We start from the raw sequence: 17,427 nt of genomic DNA, 5'->3' as shown, positions 1-17,427 counted from the left end.
GTCCTTGCGGACCAACGCGAGCGCTCCTCAAGCGCAAACGATACCTGCCCGCTGCCCCTGAAAACCGCAGCCTGGCCATTCTTTATATCGCCCTTCACTCGTTGCCGAGTTCATCAAACTCTTATCTTGCCAAAAGGCGTGTACTCAGAAACTCAAACCAATCACTTGTCTTCGATGACACGATTCATGACGCCTATTCAACGAGGCATCAATGTGCAGTGTATATTCCTGGCCTTGGCAAGCGGATTGAATCTGGTTCAAGCGTATCCTTCTAATTGTCGGCGCGATGTAGATTGCGCATCACACGTAGCCGGCTTCATAGGGGTATACGGCCTACCGGTATCCTTGCAGTACTTCGTCGCGAAAACGATGACACCGTAAGCGACATTCGTTGTACAGATTGCAACGCTGCAACCTTTTGAGTGACATCCCTGATCAGGTCCTTGGTCGCCCGAGAAGGAACTGAGTCACTTTTTGCTTGCACCGCCTGCTGATTGCACCGCCTGACCCGCGTGCTTGCTGCGCTCGATGACGAACGCTGATTTATTCAAAGGAACGCGCCAGCAATGGCACACAGACGTGCGTCGTCACCCTTTGCCCCGATGAGTTGCAGGCTGGTTTTAATGGAGGAACCCGGATAGGGAATTGGCACACTCAATGCCGGGTGCCCGCTCAAGTTGAACGGCCTGAGGAAGCGCGTCAGATCGATCACCGATTCACCCTTGCATACATCAACCAATAGCGGTGGCAGACGAGGCAAACTCGGAAGGACGAGTGTATCGAAGCGTTCCAGCAAATGGTCTACTTGTTCGCTGAATGCCATGCGCACCGCATGCGCAGCTTGTACGGCTACGGCATCAGTGTTGGCCGCACGCAGTAACCTCGCCTCAATATCGGCACCCAGTAAAGCCTGGCCGGTGTAATGACCATAGGCAGCCCACGTTTCAGCATTAATGACGGTCAATGCAGCTTCGAATGCCTGATCAAGAAGCGGCAGCGTGACGACTTCCCAGGCCCAGCCGCGACGATTCATTTCGTCCCGTATGGCTTGCTCAATCGCAGGATCGCAAGAGACATTGACTAAACCTACCCGGAATTTCCCGAGAGGCTTATGCGCCGAGAAAGTTGAGTCCATTGAAGTCATCGCAGCCACGAGCGTCTCGAGATCACGAGCCATGGGTCCTACAACATCAAGAGAACTGGAAGCCGGATACACACCGTGACGACTCAAACGACCGAACGATGGCTTGAGACCCAAGACCCCACAGCAGGCAGCCGGCATGCGCACAGAACCTCCTGTATCAGTACCCAATGCCACATCCACATTTCCCTGAGCAACGATGACCGCTGAGCCACTGGAAGAGCCACCAGGTATCCGATCCGGTGCCTGTGGATTAATTGGCGTTCCAGCCCACTCGTTGATACCGGTCACACCGAAAGCCAGCTCATGCAGCACAGTCTTGCCAATGATTTGCCAACCATCGTCGAGAAGCGCCTTCACAACAGTTGCATGGTTTTGGGCTGGCGGGGCGTGTTCGAAAGCACGACTCCCACACCGTGTTGGCCAACCTGCCACATCCAAAGAATCCTTGATGGCGACCGTCCGACCTGGCCCCCCGATGCAACCTTCAATGACCAGCGGGATCACAGTGACGCCCCCTGGACATTCTCGAGACGAAAGGCATCAACGCGTTCAGTTGAAAAAGAGGAGATGCGCCAGGCGTCTGCCTCCCAGAGAAATTCCACGCTGAGGGCGGCGACAATTGATCCTGATTGGCCAGACTCGTAGCGACTGAGTTGCTGCATTACCCATCGGCCTTTGGCTTGAAAACCATCGACAGATATCTGCTCACCGGAAAGAAAGTGCATATTTGACAGAAAGTGCGGAGCCGGTGGCAGGTAACTCATGAGCATCTCCACTATCGCTTTGCGTCCGCGTACACGACCAAACTTAAGGGCATACCGAGATCCGACCCCCTGCCAAACTGCGTCCTGGCAGAACAATTGGCCCAGCTCGCTTTCACGTGTTTCAGGCCCGGGAACGTCGCACAAAAACATATACCGATTCAGTAAATGGCGAACCGCAGATTCGGCCTCAAGTACCCGAATACGCTCTTCCAGCAGGGAAATGTCAGAAATGGGGGAAATCATGAAAAGGCTCCTGTCGAATCTGCAAAAACAAGACAAGGAAATTACTGACATAGAAATCGGGCCACAATCACAGCAACCAGGGATCATGTTGCTTTTTAGGCAATGATGTTGATCGGAGCTTGACCGGAATAGCCGCTATACCCTGATAGCGCAAGCGTTGTCATTACCACAACAAGTGTCGCCTCGAATGTCATCGAGTTCAAAAAAACGAACTGTAGGATAAGCGTGGTCTGTTACCTAGTTTAGCTTGAGCGCCAGAACTCATGCCGAATGCTCCAAGGCGGATTTGGAGCAGTTAAGCGCCGAAAAAAGCGCATAACCGTCATGGCTCACCCGATTATTCGAAGGCCCTGCGATTTGGACCGTTCGATTCAGAATGACAACGGCGTTGAAGGTTAGAGCCCAACCGGTCAGATCACGTCCCCGCTGAGAAAGGTTCGTATCAGCGGCAAGAGCAGTATTTCAAAATGAGCATCAACGACTATGCACAACTTACCAAATATTGATTTCATTTACCTCTCCGAACCGGACATGATTCAGGCGGGCGTCACCAATATGGCAGCCTGCGTTGACACGATGGAAGAAATGTTTTCCCTGATGTACCACGGCGACTACCGGATGGCAGGTCCCAATAACAATTCCCACGGATCTGTGGTGGTATTTCCCGAAGACTCACCTTTTCCGGACATGCCCAAACCCACCCCCGATCGACGCTTCATGGCGATGCCTGCGTACCTTGGCGGTCAATTTCGAACAGCCGGGATGAAATGGTACGGATCCAACATCGCGAATAGAGAGAAGGGCCTCCCCCGCTCCATCCTTCTGTTCGTACTCAACGATGCCGATACGGGCGCTCCTCTGGCAATCATGTCAGCGAATCTTCTTTCTGCTTATCGAACAGGCGCCGTGCCTGGCGTAGGCGCCCGCCATCTGGCCAAAAAGAATTCGAAGGTGGTTGGCATCCTGGGTCCAGGTGTGATGGCGAAGACCTCACTTTCGGCATTCGTTGCCGAATGTCCGGAGATTGACACAGTTAAAGTCAAGGGACGCGGCCAAAAAAATATCGATGCGTTTACATCGTGGGTTCGTGAGACTTTTCCGCAGATTGTCAACATTCATGTGGTTGACACCAACGAAGCTGTGGTACGCGACTGTGACATCGTCACATTCTGCAATTCCGGAGCAATTGGTGATGCCTCTGCCTACCCTGTGGTGAAGCGTGAATGGGTAAGCCCTGGTACGTTTCTGTCCATGCCCGCCTTGACGAGTATCGATGAAGGCATGCAGTCACCCGACATCCGCAAGGTTCTGGACAATCCTTCTCTCTACCAGGCATGGCATGAAGAAAATCCCAAGCCAGTGCACAACATCGTGCCAGTAGTGGGCATCCAATTCCTGGATCTGATAGACGAAGGAAAAATGTCACCTGACCAGCTCGAGGATCTGGGCAAGATTGTTGTCGGTGAAGCACCTGGACGCAAAAACGACGATGAAATCATCATCATGTCGGTCGGCGGTATGCCGGTAGAAGACGTTGCGTGGGGCACCGTGATTTATCGCAACGCCTGCGAAAAAGGCATAGGCGTCAAACTTAATCTCTGGGAAACCCCAACGCTAAGTTGATCCCGCACGGCCACCGCGCCTTCTGAGTTTTCATTGAATATCGGACACTCCACATGAAAGAAGTTATCGACGTTATTAAAGTTAAAACCGGATCCAAGTTTGAGGAGCTGGGTAGCTATTCGCGCCTCATCGCCGTCGGCGATCTGATTTTCGTATCCAATACCGCCGGCCGCAATCCCGCCACAAAGGAAATGCCCGAAGACCCGGCTGAGCAGACCCTTCAAGTCTTGGCCAATATAGAACATGCCCTTTCGGCCGTTGACGCTTCGCTTGGCGATATCGTTGCCGCGCGCGTGTTCATACCGTTTGCGAAGGACATAGATATCGTAATGGCTACATACGCAGAAAAAATGCGCGGTATTAATCCAACGCTGACGCTGACCAGCCCTCCTCTGGGATCTGAGATATACAAAGTTGAAATTGAAGTCACCGCCTATCGCGGGGTCTCAAAGGCCAATGTCAAAGAAATCACGATTACTCATAACAATACGTGACACTTAGCAGCCTCAGGGCGTAGCGATTCAGTGCACTTTCGATAACGTATACAGTATCAAGGACAAGAAACTTGGCCCCCTCTATCTCTCCCGTTCAGACCTCTGTCGTTCTTCCTGCCGCCACGACAGTGGTGGTGATCGGAGGGGGCATTATCGGACTCACTGCGGCATTGTCGCTGGCAGAACGTGGCATCCCCGTCACAGTACTTGAAAAGGGCCGAATTGCTGGCGAACAATCCTCCCGAAATCTGGGGTGGATCAGGAAAATGGGGCGGGCCAAACTGGACCTCCCTCTTTCAATCGCCGCAGAAAAACTATGGAGCACCATGGCACAACGGCTCAATGCCGATGTTGGCTACAGACAGACCGGTATTTTGTATACCGCCAGCTCAGCCGGGGAAATGGCTTCACATCAAGAATGGTTGAACTCAGTCGCTGATGCCTCGCTCGACTCACGCCTGGTCACGGCGAGAGAAATCGCTGATATTTCTCCAGGGTGCACCGTCGATTGGGCAGGCGGAATTTATACAGCCTCTGATGGCCGAGCAGAACCTACTCTTGCCAGCAGTGCCATCGCACGGGCGGCTATCGCTAAAGGCGTTATCATCGTGGAGAACTGCGCGGTGCGAACGCTATCCATGTCGGCAGGCAGAGTAAGCGGTGTTGTAACCGAGCGGGGGGAAGTGCGTTGCGATAACGTAATCCTTTCCGGCGGCATGTGGTCGAGACGCTTTCTGGCTACCTGCGGTGTTCCCCTCTTGACGTTACCGGTAGTCGCCTCAGTCCTTCGAACGGCTCCTCTGACGATAGAGGGAATGACTGAAGTCGCAGTAGGCACTCCAGATATCTCTTTTCGCAAACACCAGGACGGCGGATACATCATTACGAACCGGGGAGCTTTCATGGTGCCGATCGTACCTGACAGCTTGCTGATCGGGCATCACTACTTTTCCACACTGCGTTCTCAATGGAAAAACATGAATCTTTCCCTGGGACGAGAGTTCATGACAGAACTGGCCCTGTCGCGACGCAGTTCTGACCAAGGTACCTCTGCTTTCGAGCAGAGACGGACAATAGACCCAAACGTCAATCACGGACTGAATCGGGCTGCATTACGCAATCTCACTGAAGCTTGGCCCGCTTTTAAAAAAGCCACCATAGAACTCGAATGGGCTGGCATGATCGATGTAACGCCGGACGGCCTCCCAGTGATATCCCCCGTAGATAAAATTCCGGGTTTGACGCTTGCTTCCGGATTCTCAGGGCATGGTTTTGGCACCTCTCCAGCAGCCGGACAACTGGTCGCTGATCTCGTCACTGGCGACACCCCCATAGTTAATCCCGCACCGTATCACCTCAAGCGCCAGCACAGCTGATCAAGCCAGAAAATCAGGGGTACCTCAGCAATCAAGAGTCCTATAGAAAGCTAACTATGCAACCTAGAACCGCAAATTTCGGCGCAGACAGAAAAACCTTCTTAGATCAAAAAGCTATAAAAATATTGTAGGTCACTGACCAAAAAAACTAGCCCACAGTATTGCTTCCCGGCATTCACTAGCATAGATTCATCAACATAATAAAAAACTTGATGATGCGAACCGTGCGAGGCACCCATGATGAATTCCCAAACTGAGCTTCAAGATCAACGCTTCAAGTATCTGTATTTGAGCTCCAGACTGGGAACCATGCGCGCGGCGGCCGAAGAGCTGGAGCTCGCCGTCTCCTCCATCAGTCGCCAGATTGCGAAACTGGAGTCCGATCTAGGTATTCAGCTCATACAAGAAGGCACTCACAGGATCTGCCTGACCGCCGCAGGTCAGGCTGCAGTTGATTATTATGTTGAGCGTATGGGCCATCACAATCAACTTTTGAAAAAACTCGGCCAACTCAAAGAAGGATATTTAAATAGAACCAGCATTGCGGTGGGCGAAGGACTACTTAGTACTCAGGCCATAGGTGAGCTTTATCAATTTTTCAAAGCTAACCGACAATCGCACACTGAGCTGTTGATTGCGCCCTCTCACGAAGTTGAGCGAATGGTCGCTGAAGACGAAGCAGACATAGGATTGGTGTTTTCCCCTACCAAGACCACCAACATCAATAGGCTCCATTCTTTCGATCAACCCATGAGAGCTATTGTCCACCCCGACCATTCGCTGGCGGGCAGATCGATACTCAGTCTTCAAGACCTGGCTGACGAAGATATTGTTCTACCCCCGCCTGAGTACCGGATCAGAGGAATTATTGATCAGTTGCAAAGTGAAAGCAGCGCTCACTTCCAGCCTTACATTACTTCAAACTCACTGAAGATAATGTTGGACCTCACGCGCAATGGCATAGCCTCGACAATACTCAGTGACTTTCCCGTCATTGATGAGTTATGCAACGGCACATTAAAAGCTATTCCTATCGATTATCACGCATTGAATGTAACACAAGTACAAATTATTTCGCGCCAATCCAGGAAGCTGTCCCCTCTTTCGCGTGATTTGGTGCATTACTTGGCAATGGCGATAAACGCACAGATTCGGCGCATTCGTGACTGCACCAGCAGAAATCCCAATAAGATTTTCTTGGTTCGGAAAAATGCCATAGCTACGGCAGTTGACTAGCCTCTTTTTTCTGAGCGATGTTTTCCATGATTCTCCATATGATGGATTTAGCGTCTTGAACTATTCGCTCATAATTCTGCGCATCCGGCCAATCCACCATGTAAAGCACCATAATGCCATCGATGTGTAACAGCACCTGGGTTGCGACCCGCTTGATGGTCTCACGCGATGCATCAGGGTAAACCCTGGTAAGGATTGTCGAAAATTTTCGCCTATTGACTCTGTACAGTTTACGCTGAAAAAGGCGCGCCTCTACATCCCGGAGTGCCATCCCCCAGAGCTCGACGAAGATAGCTGTAACATCCAGTCGCATGAGATCGCTAAACAAATAATCCAACACAGCACACATCTGTTGTTCGGGACTATTATAGGACTCCATCATGATGAGTTTATAATTTTTCAGATAGTCATTTACGGTATACCTGACCATCTCCAAAAATAGTTGATCTTTGGTCGGAAAAAAATATTGAAGATGACTCAGCGACATATCGACTTTTTTAGCCACGCTTCTCATACTGAATCCAGCATTTCCCGAGTCGAGAAATACCATCCTTGCCTCGACCAAAATAGCCGTACGTTTCTCTTCAGTCTTTTGATTGTTTTTAGCAACCCTCATTGAGAATTTCCTTTTTACCTAAAAATTTTGCAGAAATTATACAACACTCTTAATTCGCCTTAAAGACCATACTTGCTTGTATTCCATACAGGCCAGATATACCTGCCCGGTCAGATGAACTACTGTTTTACCCGATATCGTCATCGTCTCAGCTTAGTGCAGTCATGGTCCACGACCTAGGGCACGATCAGCAAAAACCAATCCGCCCTACACGCAAGTGATACATTGGACGCACCACCTGGATGATTCGCCTTTGTTGCAGCAAGGGCAACAATAGGTACCTCTGCTGTCATTGTCCAACTCGTGACGGTGCGGGATATTAATTTCCTTTATATTCCGCTAGTACGATAGCGGCCCCTGAAACAATAACAATGGGCATTCGATCATGACATTGGCAAATAACTACGAACACCTCACCTCTGGGGCTAAATCCAGGATCGGCAAACGTACCCAAATCTTCATTAATGGTGAGTTCAGGGACCCGCATTCAGAAAAATACTTTTCTATCGCCGATCCTAGTAACGGTCTTGAATTAGGTCAAATCGCACAGGCAGACCAATTTGACGTCGACCTGGCAGTGGCCGCTGCACGCAAGGCATTTGAAGACAGCGCCTGGTCCAGAATGAGACCCTATCAACGTGAAGCTTTGATGCTGCGGCTCGCTGATTTGATTGCGGAAAATGCTCAGGAGCTTTCTGAACTCGAGACGCTCAGCAGTGGCCGCCTTATTCGAAACACTCGCGCATTCGATGCGGACCTGTCGGTTTATACGCTGCGTTATATGGCCGGGTGGTCCACCAAAATCTCTGGAAAAACCCTGGATCTGTCCGTTCCTTACCTGCCGGATCAAAAATTCTTTGGTTTCACAAAACGATCGCCACTGGGTGTCGTCGCAGCAATTACCCCGTGGAACGTTCCGCTTTGCCAAGCGGTCTGGAAATTGGCACCTGTTCTTGCAACAGGGTGCACTGTTGTTCTCAAGCCCGCTGAGCAAACCCCGTTCACTACTTTGCGCCTGGCGGAGCTGTGTAATGAAGCTGGCATTCCACCTGGAGTTGTCAATGTCATTACCGGCCTAGGTCATGAAGTAGGTGCGGCGCTTGTTGAGCACCCTGGCGTGGACAAGATAAGTTTTACAGGCTCGACTGAGACAGGGAAACGAATCGCCGCAATAGCAGCGCCCCTGATGAAAAAATACACGCTTGAACTCGGCGGTAAGTCACCGGTCGTCATCGCCGAAGATGCCGATCTGAACATCGCTATTCCCGGCGCTGCCTGGGCTATTTTCGGCAATCATGGTCAAAACTGCTGCGCAGGTTCTCGGCTGTACGTCCACGAACGCCACTACGCCGAAGTCACTGCTGGAATCGCTGAAATCGCACGGACCATCAAAATTGGCCCGGGTCTGGATTTAAGTTCGCAGATGGGTCCACTCGTTCATCACGCCCACCGCGACAAGGTGATGAGCATGATCCACCAGGGCCTTGAGTCCGGTGCAGAATTACTGTGTGGGGGCGAAACGATCAACAGCCCTGGCGCTTATATTCAGCCTACCATTTTGACCGACCTTACAAACAACAGCATCACATCCCAAAAGGAGATTTTTGGGCCGGTGCTAACAGCCTTTTCCTTCAAGGACGACCGTGAGGTTATCCAGCGCGCCAATGCGACCTCATTTGGTTTGGGGGCCAGTATCTGGACCAAAAACGTTGATCGGATCACGAGCTTCTTCGGCGGCGTGAAAGCAGGCACTATCTGGATCAATAACCACAATGTGCTGGATCTCAGTCTCCCCTTCGGCGGCATGAAGGATTCAGGCGCAGGTCATGAATTGGGTGAAGAAGGCTTACTCGCCCATACGTCACTCAAGGCCGGTGTTATGCGTGTTTTTGATCAGGCTGAATGAAGATTGGCGACCTTTTTTAAACCATCAATATGAATTGTCTTCCCGCGTGCGTACAGGTATTACCCGATGAATGAACTCCTAAACGTAGTCGTGCTTAAACGAGTGCTGCAAGGTGATGATGTGGTCGTCATCGAGCTGGCGCGGGCAGACCGCGGCAATTTACCGACCTTTGAGGCCGGTGCCCATATTGATGTGCACCTACCCTCAAATGTGATCCGCCAATATTCGTTGTGCGGCGATCCCGCTGACGCAGGCATTTATCGCCTTGGGGTATTGAGAGATCCTCAATCCAGGGGCGGTTCCATTGCAGTCCATCAGGAATTACTTGAAGGCGTAAAGGTAAACATAAGCCTGCCTCGTAACCATTTCCCGCTGGACTTGAATGCCGAACGTTCAATCCTGCTCGGAGGGGGTATTGGCATCACACCGATGCTGGCCATGGCCTATGCGCTTGAAGCCAGGGGCAAGGCGTTTGAAATGCATTATTGCGCACGCTCACGTAGCCGAAGTGCGTTTCTTGAAGAGTTGGAGCTCTCCGGATTTTCCCAAGCTGTCCAGCTGCACTTCGACGATGAACCTGAAAGCCAACTGGACCTCAAACGCGTATTAGGAGGCAGCCAGGACACGGCTCACATCTATACATGTGGACCGGGAGGTTTTATGAAGTGGGTTATCAATAATGCTCTCGAACTCGGCTACCCTGATGCACACATTCACCGCGAATACTTTCAGGCCGACATTGATACCAATGGGTCTGGTTTTGAGGTTGTGGCGGCGCGCAGCGGTAAAACCGTCAATGTCATGACCGGGCAGACCATTTATCAAGCACTGGCTGAAGTAGGTATTGATATCGAAATATCCTGCGAGCAGGGTGTTTGTGGCACATGCCTCTGTGATGTTTTAGAGGGTGAACCAGACCATCGCGATGTGTATCTCACTGCTGATGAAAAAGCGGCGAACGATACGATATTGGTATGCTGTTCACGATCAAAATCTCCACGATTGGTGCTGGACATATAACGTCAAAAGCGGTGCATCGCCGGCGTCATTTGCCTTGGCCGTCCTCAGCAATGTAATGACACACAGGCTATGGCGCAGGGATTGTCATGCGTTGCCGCTCAAGCAAACCCATTGAGCCCACCGGGATTTTTTCTTGCCGTATCGGCGGTTCAAATCCCCCTGTCTTACACATGACTACTGCGCTGCGCCGGTTAGTGTTGGCGCTAGCCATTCGGCAGTTTCAATCCAGCGCTGCCTGACAACGTGCAGCTGAGAATTTTATGCTTAAGAATAACCTTCAGGGTTTATGGAAATATCGAGTGCCGTTGTTGGGCATATTCAGTATCGCGACTGCTCTTGTGCTGGCTTTTGCCTGGGCAGGAGGATTCTTAGGCACCGGCGTTACCACAAAAGAGTTTCTGGGTGACTCCCTAGATAATTTTCCACCAGGCTATCGACGGGCCCACGGTAAGGGTATGTGTTTCAGTGGGACTTTTCATGCGAGCGGCGAGGCCGTCCCTCTGTCGACCTCACGTATTTTTCTACCGGCCAACATCCCCGCCGTCGGGCGTTTTTCAATCGGCACCGTGGACCCGCATGCGGCGGACAATTCGACGGCGACCGTCAGCATGGCACTCATGCTAGTAGGCGACGACAAGTCACAGTGGCGAATGAAGCTCAACAACGAACCCTACTTCGCGACTCGGGATGCCGAGGGTTTCCTGGCGCAGGTCGAGGCCTTTGAACCGGTGGCTGCCACTGGACAACCAGCCCCGGACAAGGTGGCCGCGTTTTTTCAAAAATATCCAGAGGCTCGCAAGTCTGTAGAGCGAGAGGCGAACGCGACTTGGCCGGCCAGTTTTGCAGGAACCGAATATAATTCCATCAACGCCTTCGTACTCATTGCAGCGGATGGAAAACGTCAACCTGTGCGCTGGTCCATGCGCCCTCATGCGGCGGTAGAGATGTTGAGCAAAGAGGCTCATGCGCAAGCCAGTCATGACTTCCTGTTTAATGAAATAACTCAGCGTGTGGGTGTAGCACCCTTGTACTGGGATCTGGTATTCCAACTGGCCGAGGCGGGAGATCCGGTGAACGACCCTTCTCAACCATGGCCGAGCAACCGCAAGGAGGTAATCGCTGGGACGTTAGAGGTCAACCAGGTGGTAGAGCAAACTCATGGGGCATGTCGTGACATTAACTTTGACCCGACGCTTGTACCTTCAGGAATAGCGCTTTCAGACGATCCGGTGCTTGCAGCCCGTGCGGGTATTTACTCCCAGTCCTATAACGCCCGATTACGAGAAGTCGGTTTTGGTAAAGCCACTGACGCGGTTGGCAAAAAGGAAATCAAATAATGCATACCCAGCAGAAGCACACCGGTGTGCAAAGTTTCAACTTCGCGGCACGGCTTCTCCATTGGCTCATGGCTGTCCTTATCCTGGCTATGCTATTTATAGGTGTAGGCATGATGGCTTCTCTGAGCCTGCGTCCCTGGCTCATTGATCTTCATAGGCCTCTGGGAATCGCCATTCTTCTTTTGGCTATCCTGCGTCTAGGCAATCGGCTTTTAAGCACCACGCCGCCATTGCCTGCCAGCGTACCGTACTGGCAGGCAATGGCGGCGCATGTTTCGCATCTATTGCTCTACTTGCTGATGCTCTGCCTGCCACTGCTCGGTTGGGCGACGCTCTCTGCCGGAAATTGGCCTGTCACCATGTTCGCGGGCTGGAACCTTCCACCCATTGCTCCTGTCAGCTCCGCGCTTTACGCTTGGTTTCGGGCCGCACATGGGTTATTCGCCTGGGCTCTGTTTCTGCTTGTGTTAGGACATCTTTGCGCAGCGCTGATACATGCTTGGATATACCGCGACGGCGTCTTTTCCAGCATCACGCGTAAGGCTCGTGGTAAATAAATGACGCACATCAACATGGCCACGATCGATCTGAATCTTCTCAGGACTTTTGTGGCTATTTGGGAACACCGCAGCCTGACAATCGCGGCCGAACGCCTACACCTCAGCCAGCCCGCCGTCAGTCACGCACTGCGTCGACTACGCGATGTGTTTGACGATCCGCTGTTCGTACGAACAGCAACGTCGATGGAGCCGACTGACGCAGCTATTCGCCTGCACGGACCCATTGAACATGCGCTGATTATTATTCAAAGCGCATTAATGATGTTTTCGAACTTTGAACCGAAAACAGCGGATCGTACTTTTCGCATCTCCATGTCGGATATGTCGCAACTTTATGTGCTACCGACGGTGATGGAAGTGCTAGCGCGCGAGGCGCCGAAAGTACGCCTGGATGTGCGTCAAATGCCTATAGAGCAACTGGCTATGGCATTGCGCAAAGGTGATGTAGATATCGCGATAGGCTATCTGGTAGAACTTGGTGAAGAGTGCATCCACGAAAACTTGCTAGACGACGAATTCATTTGTCTGTTGCGCGACGGCCATCCTTTTCAGGAAGATGAATTGAGCGTTCAGGACATACTCGCCCTGCGCTATGTTGACGTTTCGAGCAATATTACCGGCCATGGCGTAACCGCCGATGCAGCATTCGGAAAGGCCGGCATTGCGCGCGAAATCGCTCTGAAAGTGCCTAACTTCACGATTGCCCCGAAAATCGTTGCCAACACTGATCTGGCATTGATTCTGCCGCGTGCCATTGCCATGCAGCTAAACCACGACCAGCGCTATCGGCTGCTGAGTCTGCCCATCGAATTGCCAGCCATCTCGGTGGGACTTTATTGCCATAGCCGTTTCCTATCGGATGCCGGGATAACTTGGCTGCGCGGGTTAATCATTAGTCTGTTTGCCTCCGGCAGCCATACTGGAGTTCATATCAAATGAGGCGTGCGAGCATTCTTTATAAACCCTGTAACCCACGAATGGGGAACTGCAATTATTCAGGATGCCGACGTCTGTACGTTGACGGCTGCAGCCCGCCCCAGACGGTGAAAGTTTCTCCCAAAGTAAATCAGACTCTCCCCCTCTTCACGGACCTGAATTTGGTTAATTTCGACAAATAATACCGAATGCGATCCGACTTCCTTGATATCTACTATGTTTCCTTCGAGGCTTGCTAGGGCGTCGTTCAACACCGGTAAGCCCGAGGAGCCTGTCCGCCAATCCTGGCCGGCAAAACGTTCAGCAGGCGGCAGGTCGGTCATGCCAGCAAACTGTCGCGCAACACCCTCCAGATCACCGGTCAGTATATTTACGCACAACGCCCTGTTGCCCAGCAACGCTTCATGAATTGAACTGTTACGGTTGATGCAAACCAATAATGTTGGGGGCGTATCAGTGACCGAACAGACCGCACTCGCAGTTAATCCGAAGCGACCATGGGGGCCATCGGTAGTAATGATATTCACCGCCGCAGACAACAATGACAGCGCTTGCCGAAAATGTTGTTTTGATTGATCGCTAACCATAACCTTCACCTTTTAATTATTGACTTGGTGAATCCATGTTGAGAGGAATTGTTCATTCGGTCAAATTCGCTTTACTCATACGCACTATTGACAGCAGGAATAGCCATCGCCCTTAAACGCCCTCCCCTTTAGAGGCGCATGGCACGACAGTTAATTCCCACGGATTATTTAGCTTATTCATATTCCGAATTTGATTTTTTCTTATCATCCCACGCATTCTGAACGTGTATGCAATCACCCTAGCCAGAGAACAATAAACATGAACAGCAAAAACAATTTCGATGATCGTGACACACGTGAAGGCGCTCCAATCAGCATCAAGGCGATTTCCCTGGATGATGTGATTGCGGAGATTGCCGAGCGTCGCAGCGAGTTTAACCAACGCTCCCATGTCCCTTTAGACATGATTGAAAAAATGAAAGCAGTGGGTATCTTCCGCGCCAGTACTCCCAAATGTTTCGGTGGCGATGCGCTGCCTCCAGCCGAGTTCCTGCGCATCGTAGAGCGGGTTTCCGAAGCCGACGGTTCGGTCGGTTGGGTGACCGCGTTCGGCTCAGCCAACATCTACCTGGCGGCACTCCCCCCGGCAACCCAAGCATTGATTTATGCCAACGGGCCAGACCAGGTCTATGCTGGCGGCCTTTACCCTCTACAACCTGCCAAAGAGACTGAAAATGGCTGGGAAGTCAGCGGGCACTGGCGGTTTGCTAGTGGGTGCAAAGGTGCCAACTGGATTGGTGTAGGCATCGGTGGCACATCGGCCAACGGTGGAGGACCGACGGCAGGCAAACCGCTGACCGCTGTGTTCCCGGCAAGCGAAGTGCAGATCGTCGACAACTGGAATGTTGTCGGGATGCAAGGCACGGGGAGCCATGACCTCAAATTGCACCAAAAGAACGTCCAACGCGAGTGGACTTTCGTGCGGGGCAGTGCCTCCACAATTGACGAGCCCCTCTATCATTACCCGTCTGTTTCCTACCAGGCGCAAGTTCACGCCGCCGTTAACCTCGGGCTGGCACGCGCAGCACTGGACTTGGTGATCGCAATGTCGGGCAGCACCAAGACTGTCACCGGTGCCCCGCGTTTGGGTGATCGCGCTTATTACCGCAGCGAACTGGGTAAGGCAGAGGCGATGCTGCGAAGCGCCCAGGCGTTTTTCTACGAATCCGCCGAAGCTGTATGGGCCTCGCTCATCGCCGGTAATCCGGTGACCCTGCAGCAGACTAACTTATTACGTCTCAGCGCCACCCATGCCGCTCATACCGGAGCGGACGTAGTCATGAAGGCTTATCGACTGGCGGGGACTGCAGCCATCTTCAATGACAATCGTCTGCAATGGATCGTACGCGACTCCATGGTAGTGACACAGCATGCTTTCCTCGGCGAAGCGACTTACGACGGCGCTGGCGCGGTGTTCGCGGGCATCGAACCGACCATCCCCTATCCTTGAGCACCACTATGCACAGCAGCTTCTGTCACGCTGCTGCAGTCTCTAGAGCTGATTCTGTAAGAGAAATATGCAACCTTGTTAGCGAGTCTCTACCAACTGAACGAAAATCGCGTCCAGGCCGTCTGGGTTGAAGATTGTCGCAATCGGGCTGCATCGGGCCGACATCAGTCGATGTATGTAAGTTGGTAAGTGGGCAATATCAGTTTTAATATGCGGCACACAGCTGTTTTCGCTCAAGTGTGTCATCAAGCGACCGATAAAAACTTATGCGCTGGGCCATCCGCCGCTGCTTGCGGGGAGCACATTCCACGCTCTGGGAAAACCATGACAATAAGAACAATGAACATTGCTCCGCGCGCATTTCTGGGGTTCTCCCTGATAGGCGCGCTCATGCTGATTCTCGGCCTCTTCGCCCTGTCTCAGATGAGCAAGATCCGAGCAGCTGGCGACGACATCGCGATAAATGGCGTCCCTAGCTTTCAGACCCTGAATGCTCTAACGGTGACGGGCGTCCGCATGCGGGTTTTATCGCATCGGCTGTTAACTGATCGCGAACCAAATATTCAGAACAGGACCATCGAATTACTTGCGGAACAAAACCAACAACTTAACCAGTCGCAGGCAGCATACGCCAAACTGATTTCATCCCCTGTAGAGCAATCCGACTACAACGACTATATGCGGCTGATGGGTGAATATCGCAAGATTGAAACGCGCCTTGTTACCCTCAGTCGGGCTGGCGATCTGCAGGAGCTAACGCGCGTGCTGAACGCCGAGTCTGCGGCTAACGCTGAGCAGATAAACGTGGCGTTGGGTAAGCTTACTGACTTCAATAACGCCCAGCTGGCTATCATCAATCAATCCGCTGCTGACCAGTACAGCTCTGCGTTCAACTGGGTTGTCGGCCTCCTCATTATTGCCTCGCTGCTGACCATGCTGTTTGCCTGGCTGCTGACCAAGAGCATCACCCAACCTATAGCGTTGGCACTTGAAGCGGCTGAAACCATAGCCGAAGGTAATCTGACCCGACCGATAAAGGTTGATGGCACTGACGAAGCGGGCAGGTTGCTGCTCGCCATGCAAAAAATGCAGGAGAAACTGCGCGATACCTTGATGCGTATTTCCGGATCCGCAACACAACTGGCTTCCGCTGCCGAGGAGCTGAACGTAGTTACCGATGAAAGCGCCCGCGGCCTTGCGCAGCAGGACAACGAAATAGAACAAGCCGCGACTGCAGTCAACGAAATGACCAGCGCCGTCGAAGAAGTGGCGCGTAACGCAGTGAGCACTTCAGAGGCGTCAAAAAACGCGACGGCGTCAGCAGGCGATGGCCGGGATCTAGTTCACGAAACCGTCAACGCTATCGAACGCATGAGCGGGGATGTGCAAAGCACCGCCGATCTGATTGGTAATCTTGCGGAGGAGTCCCGCGACATCGGCAAGGTTCTGGACGTGATTCGTGGCTTGGCGGATCAGACCAACCTGCTGGCGCTGAACGCAGCTATCGAAGCGGCCCGGGCCGGTGAAGCCGGTCGCGGTTTTGCGGTTGTCGCCGATGAAGTACGCGCTTTGGCCCATCGCACCCAACAGTCCACAAGCGAAATTGAACGTATGGTTGGCAGCATTCAAGGCGGCACCCAAAAAGCGGTCAGTTCAATGCGTAACAGCACTGACCGTGCTGAATCTACCCTGAGCATCGCGAAAGGCGCAGGCTTGGCGCTGGAAACCATCAACACCGCAGTGATCGAGATCAACGAGCGTAACCTGGTCATCGCCGCCGCTGCGGAAGAACAGGCTGCAGTCGCCCGTGAAGTGGACCGCAACTTGGTCAACATCCGAGACCTGTCGACGCAATCTTCCAACGGCGCCGCCCAGACCAGCGCCGCCAGCGGCGAGTTGACCCGCCTGGCGGTTGACCTGAACAGCATGGTGTCGAGGTTTCGCTTGTAAGAGGTATCGGAGGCCATCTGTTGGAGCGAGGCTTGCCCGCGCGTACGATGAAGAGGTCTGCCTGATACACCAAGGCGCCTAGTTCGCAGGCAAGTCTGGCTCTCATAGAGTTCAATTTGAACCCTGATCCCGCCCACAAAGTTACGGCCATTGGCGCTAAGTGTCCCGTTGGCGTGTGGGCCAAC

At 52.4% G+C, this 17,427-nt stretch carries 15 protein-coding genes; 11 read left to right on the top strand and 4 right to left on the bottom strand.

Annotated features, from left to right (window positions below):
• Window positions 1-547: 547 nt before the first annotated feature.
• Window positions 548-1,648: an amidase gene (locus ASE80_RS07830; RefSeq protein WP_056858404.1), complete on the bottom strand. Its 1,101-nt coding sequence runs from the start codon at window positions 1,646-1,648 to the stop codon at window positions 548-550.
• The gene (locus tag ASE80_RS07825; RefSeq protein WP_056858403.1) at window positions 1,645-2,151 is read right to left on the bottom strand and encodes a nuclear transport factor 2 family protein; all 507 of its coding nucleotides are present in this window, start codon (window positions 2,149-2,151) and stop codon (window positions 1,645-1,647) included. The genes ASE80_RS07830 and ASE80_RS07825 overlap by 4 nt, the downstream gene beginning before the upstream one ends.
• A gap of 483 nt (window positions 2,152-2,634) precedes the next feature.
• Here ASE80_RS07825 and ASE80_RS07820 point away from each other — a divergent pair, with 483 nt between their 5' ends.
• The 4 genes from ASE80_RS07820 to ASE80_RS07805 all read left to right on the top strand — a co-directional run bounded on the left by ASE80_RS07820 (window position 2,635) and on the right by ASE80_RS07805 (window position 6,880).
• Window positions 2,635-3,774 (top strand): tyramine oxidase subunit B, encoded by a 1,140-nt coding sequence (locus tag ASE80_RS07820; RefSeq protein WP_003173918.1) that lies wholly within the window; start codon window positions 2,635-2,637, stop codon window positions 3,772-3,774.
• 53 nt (window positions 3,775-3,827) lie between these two features.
• Window positions 3,828-4,268 (top strand): Rid family hydrolase, encoded by a 441-nt coding sequence (locus tag ASE80_RS07815; RefSeq protein WP_003232737.1) that lies wholly within the window; start codon window positions 3,828-3,830, stop codon window positions 4,266-4,268.
• A 71-nt stretch (window positions 4,269-4,339) separates the two neighbouring features.
• Complete coding sequence (locus tag ASE80_RS07810; protein ID WP_056858402.1) at window positions 4,340-5,644, top strand: NAD(P)/FAD-dependent oxidoreductase; 1,305 nt, start codon at window positions 4,340-4,342, stop codon at window positions 5,642-5,644.
• 237 nt (window positions 5,645-5,881) lie between these two features.
• On the top strand, window positions 5,882-6,880 hold the full coding sequence (locus tag ASE80_RS07805) for a LysR family transcriptional regulator (RefSeq protein WP_236708818.1): 999 nt from the start codon (window positions 5,882-5,884) through the stop codon (window positions 6,878-6,880).
• Here ASE80_RS07805 and ASE80_RS07800 read toward each other — a convergent pair.
• Window positions 6,864-7,496: a TetR/AcrR family transcriptional regulator gene (locus tag ASE80_RS07800; RefSeq protein WP_015372130.1), complete on the bottom strand. Its 633-nt coding sequence runs from the start codon at window positions 7,494-7,496 to the stop codon at window positions 6,864-6,866. The genes ASE80_RS07805 and ASE80_RS07800 overlap by 17 nt on opposite strands.
• A 385-nt stretch (window positions 7,497-7,881) precedes the next feature.
• Here ASE80_RS07800 and ASE80_RS07795 point away from each other — a divergent pair, with 385 nt between their 5' ends.
• From ASE80_RS07795 to ASE80_RS07775, 5 genes are all read left to right on the top strand, one after another.
• Window positions 7,882-9,402: an aldehyde dehydrogenase family protein gene (locus ASE80_RS07795; protein WP_056858400.1), complete on the top strand. Its 1,521-nt coding sequence runs from the start codon at window positions 7,882-7,884 to the stop codon at window positions 9,400-9,402.
• A 66-nt stretch (window positions 9,403-9,468) separates the two neighbouring features.
• Window positions 9,469-10,422, top strand: coding sequence for a PDR/VanB family oxidoreductase (locus tag ASE80_RS07790; protein WP_015372132.1), 954 nt, complete (start codon window positions 9,469-9,471; stop codon window positions 10,420-10,422).
• A 260-nt stretch (window positions 10,423-10,682) separates the two neighbouring features.
• A complete protein-coding gene (locus ASE80_RS07785; protein WP_056858399.1) occupies window positions 10,683-11,759 on the top strand; it encodes a catalase family peroxidase in 1,077 nt (358 codons plus the stop codon).
• Window positions 11,759-12,316 carry a cytochrome b gene (locus ASE80_RS07780; RefSeq protein ID WP_056858398.1) on the top strand — a complete coding sequence of 186 codons (558 nt, stop codon included), beginning with the start codon at window positions 11,759-11,761 and terminating at the stop codon, window positions 12,314-12,316. Before ASE80_RS07785 ends, ASE80_RS07780 begins: the two co-directional genes overlap by 1 nt.
• A complete protein-coding gene (locus ASE80_RS07775; RefSeq protein WP_056858397.1) occupies window positions 12,317-13,258 on the top strand; it encodes a LysR family transcriptional regulator in 942 nt (313 codons plus the stop codon).
• 56 nt (window positions 13,259-13,314) lie between these two features.
• Here ASE80_RS07775 and ASE80_RS07770 read toward each other — a convergent pair whose 3' ends face one another.
• Complete coding sequence (locus tag ASE80_RS07770; RefSeq protein ID WP_003232755.1) at window positions 13,315-13,842, bottom strand: flavin reductase; 528 nt, start codon at window positions 13,840-13,842, stop codon at window positions 13,315-13,317.
• A gap of 259 nt (window positions 13,843-14,101) precedes the next feature.
• Here ASE80_RS07770 and ASE80_RS07765 point away from each other — a divergent pair, with 259 nt between their 5' ends.
• On the top strand, window positions 14,102-15,292 hold the full coding sequence (locus ASE80_RS07765; protein WP_056858396.1) for an acyl-CoA dehydrogenase family protein: 1,191 nt from the start codon (window positions 14,102-14,104) through the stop codon (window positions 15,290-15,292).
• A gap of 324 nt (window positions 15,293-15,616) precedes the next feature.
• Window positions 15,617-17,242 (top strand): methyl-accepting chemotaxis protein, encoded by a 1,626-nt coding sequence (locus ASE80_RS07760; protein ID WP_056858395.1) that lies wholly within the window; start codon window positions 15,617-15,619, stop codon window positions 17,240-17,242.
• The last annotated feature ends 185 nt before the right edge of the window (window positions 17,243-17,427 follow it).

This window comes from Pseudomonas sp. Leaf15 (genome assembly GCF_001421425.1).
GTDB lineage: Bacteria > Pseudomonadota > Gammaproteobacteria > Pseudomonadales > Pseudomonadaceae > Aquipseudomonas > Aquipseudomonas salomonii.
Note: the sequence above shows the minus strand (reverse complement) of the source record. Positions and strands in the feature narration are given on the sequence as shown.

Bases quoted from the DNA above. Each gene is read 5' to 3' on its own strand.
- ASE80_RS07800 (WP_015372130.1), bottom strand. From the start codon at position 7,496: ATGAGGGTTGCTAAAAACAATCAAAAGACTGAAGAGAAACGTACGGCT.
- ASE80_RS07795 (WP_056858400.1), top strand. From the start codon at position 7,882: ATGACATTGGCAAATAACTACGAACACCTCACCTCTGGGGCTAAATCC.
- ASE80_RS07765 (WP_056858396.1), top strand. From the start codon at position 14,102: ATGAACAGCAAAAACAATTTCGATGATCGTGACACACGTGAAGGCGCT.
- ASE80_RS07770 (WP_003232755.1), bottom strand. From the start codon at position 13,842: ATGGTTAGCGATCAATCAAAACAACATTTTCGGCAAGCGCTGTCATTG.
- ASE80_RS07760 (WP_056858395.1), top strand. From the start codon at position 15,617: ATGACAATAAGAACAATGAACATTGCTCCGCGCGCATTTCTGGGGTTC.
- ASE80_RS07815 (WP_003232737.1), top strand. From the start codon at position 3,828: ATGAAAGAAGTTATCGACGTTATTAAAGTTAAAACCGGATCCAAGTTT.
- ASE80_RS07825 (WP_056858403.1), bottom strand. From the start codon at position 2,151: ATGATTTCCCCCATTTCTGACATTTCCCTGCTGGAAGAGCGTATTCGG.
- ASE80_RS07775 (WP_056858397.1), top strand. From the start codon at position 12,317: ATGACGCACATCAACATGGCCACGATCGATCTGAATCTTCTCAGGACT.
- ASE80_RS07820 (WP_003173918.1), top strand. From the start codon at position 2,635: ATGCACAACTTACCAAATATTGATTTCATTTACCTCTCCGAACCGGAC.
- ASE80_RS07785 (WP_056858399.1), top strand. From the start codon at position 10,683: ATGCTTAAGAATAACCTTCAGGGTTTATGGAAATATCGAGTGCCGTTG.
- ASE80_RS07790 (WP_015372132.1), top strand. From the start codon at position 9,469: ATGAATGAACTCCTAAACGTAGTCGTGCTTAAACGAGTGCTGCAAGGT.
- ASE80_RS07780 (WP_056858398.1), top strand. From the start codon at position 11,759: ATGCATACCCAGCAGAAGCACACCGGTGTGCAAAGTTTCAACTTCGCG.
- ASE80_RS07805 (WP_236708818.1), top strand. From the start codon at position 5,882: ATGATGAATTCCCAAACTGAGCTTCAAGATCAACGCTTCAAGTATCTG.